Here is a 2,280-nt window from a genome sequence, read left to right on the forward strand (position 1 = left end):
GTATAGCGGCATCTATGCTAACTATGTTTATAAGGCAAACTGTTAGAAATTTAAACAAGAGTAATTATAAGCCTGAACAAGCACTTAAACATATAAGCGATAAATTTTTGGAACTTAATTTGCAAAGCGACAGGTATATAACTAAATTCTACGGGGATTATTACGCAGCCAAAGAAGAATTTGTTTATGCAAATGCTGGTCATAACTCGATGCCTATAATATTTAATGATAATAAGATATCTGTTTTAGAGGCAAAGGGCAGACCTATATTGAGTATAGACTTAGGCTCTGAATATGAAGTAAAGAAAACTGCATTAAGGGCAGGCGATAAATTATTTTTATATACAGATGGTATAGTCGAGAGCAAAAACGCTCATGGCGAAGAATTCGGTATGGATAGACTTATAACAACTATATTAAGCAAACCAAATAAGCTTCTCAAAGCTATAGACATAGCTGTACTTCAATACTCCTTTGGTGATCAAAGAGATGACTTCGCGATGCTATTAGTAGATATAGACGAAATGGAATAGATAAAGCAAAAGCTCTTCTTAATCAAGAAGAGCTTTTAATATGTCTTGAAATACTTTTTCTTTTTCAATATCATGAAGTAGTTCATGTTTTAAATTGTCATACTCTATAAGTTCTAAACCTTCTATACCAACGCTTCTTAATAGGCCATAGATTTGTTTAATGCCTAACTCGAAGTTTGATAGAGGATCTTTTTTACCTGAGAATAAATATATAGGTAGGTCCTTTGGTATATATTTTAAATTTTCTCTTCTAGTTGCTTTATCAACGCCATGTATCAGCATTTGGAAGAAGCCATTACTATATTCAAAGATACATAATTCATCTTGTAAGAATTTGGCTCTTTCTACTGCGTCAGATGTAAGCTGATCTTCTTCAACGTTTTTACTCATGAAGTCAAAAGATTTTTGGTTAAGCGATTCATTCTTCGCGTCGTAGCCTTCTTTTGAAATAACAACTTTTAAGAAGACTTTGAATAATTGATTTAAGAATATAGGGCACTTAACGCTTGATAATAAAAACATTTTATCAATGTGATCGCCATACTTATAAGCATATGTTCTAGCAAGTATTGAGCCCATGGAGTGGCCTAGCAATACGACTTTTTTACCTGGATTTTCTTTTCTTATGATTGAATTTAACATATCGATGTCGTCAACCATCTTCATCCAAGCGTTGTTCTTAGGGACTAAACCTAAGTGATCTTTATCCTCAGCGGTCATACCATGTCCCCTAAGATCAAGTGCGTATGATGATATACCATTAGCTTGTAAGAATCTAGCAAACTCATCGTATCTCATAGCGTGATCATGCATGCCGTGAACGATTTCAACACAAAGTTTGGGGTCTTCAGCTTTCCATTCTAAATACTTTATTTTGTTTTTGTCCTTTGCCGTGAATTCTAAATAATTTTTTTCCATTTACCTCACCTTAAAAAATATTACTTCCCCTTTTAGATATTATACTATATTTGTAAGTAATAATCAATATTTTAACTATTATAAGTCAATTTATGATATAATACAAGTACTGAAATCACATTGGAGGAATTTTTATGAAATATACTTTAGAAATTTGTGCTGATTCGTTTGAATCAACTCTTATCGCTCAAAGAGCAGGGGCAGATAGAGTTGAATTAATTGCATCAACAGTTTTAGGCGGAATAACACCATCATATGGCTTATGCAAGAAGGTACTTATTGAGCTAGATATACCCTTCGTTGCCATGATAAGACCTAGACAAGCTGGCTTTTCATATTCGAAATATGATTTAGATGTTATGAAAGAAGATATCATTGCTCTTAAAGAACTTGGTGTTCAAGGCTTTGTCTTTGGCTGCTTGAATGATGATGGAAGTATAGATATGAAGGCTAATGAATACTTGCTTAAGTACTGCGAAGGCATGGACAACGTCTTTCACAGAGCCTTTGATATAGATCCAGACCTTGATGGCAACTGCAAAAAGCTTATAGACCTTGGCTTTAAACGCGTATTAACTAAAGGTGGAGACAATAAGATTACAGATACATATAAGATAATTAATGAACTATATGAAAAATATCATGATAAGCTCGAGTTTATCACTGGAGGAGTGAGGGAGAATAACGTAGACTTTATTAAAAAGAATCTTCTTGTTGATCAACTGCATATATCATCAAATAAAGTATATATAGATAAATCAACTCTTGTAAATGATAAATTATATTTCGGCACAAACCCGAATGAAGACGAAGGAACATATTATTTAGC

The 2,280-nt window shown here is 33.1% G+C and carries 3 protein-coding genes; 2 read left to right on the forward strand and 1 reads right to left on the reverse strand.

Annotation, left to right across the window (positions count from 1 at the left end):
- Positions 1-533, forward strand: a 533-nt coding sequence (locus tag Q0E71_RS06725) for a PP2C family protein-serine/threonine phosphatase (protein WP_294797253.1), incomplete at its 5' end; no start/stop codon positions are given.
- A gap of 18 nt (positions 534-551) precedes the next feature.
- Here Q0E71_RS06725 and Q0E71_RS06730 read toward each other — a convergent pair.
- A complete protein-coding gene (locus tag Q0E71_RS06730; protein ID WP_294797255.1) occupies positions 552-1,451 on the reverse strand; it encodes an alpha/beta fold hydrolase in 900 nt (299 codons plus the stop codon).
- 134 nt (positions 1,452-1,585) lie between these two features.
- Between Q0E71_RS06730 and Q0E71_RS06735 the strand changes: the two genes are divergently transcribed.
- Positions 1,586-2,280, forward strand: a 695-nt coding sequence (locus Q0E71_RS06735) for a copper homeostasis protein CutC (RefSeq protein WP_294797257.1), incomplete at its 3' end; no start/stop codon positions are given.

This window comes from uncultured Fenollaria sp. (assembly GCF_934202865.1).
GTDB lineage: Bacteria > Bacillota > Clostridia > Tissierellales > Peptoniphilaceae > Fenollaria.

Bases quoted from the DNA above. Each gene is read 5' to 3' on its own strand.
- Q0E71_RS06730 (WP_294797255.1), bottom strand. From the start codon at position 1,451: ATGGAAAAAAATTATTTAGAATTCACGGCAAAGGACAAAAACAAAATA.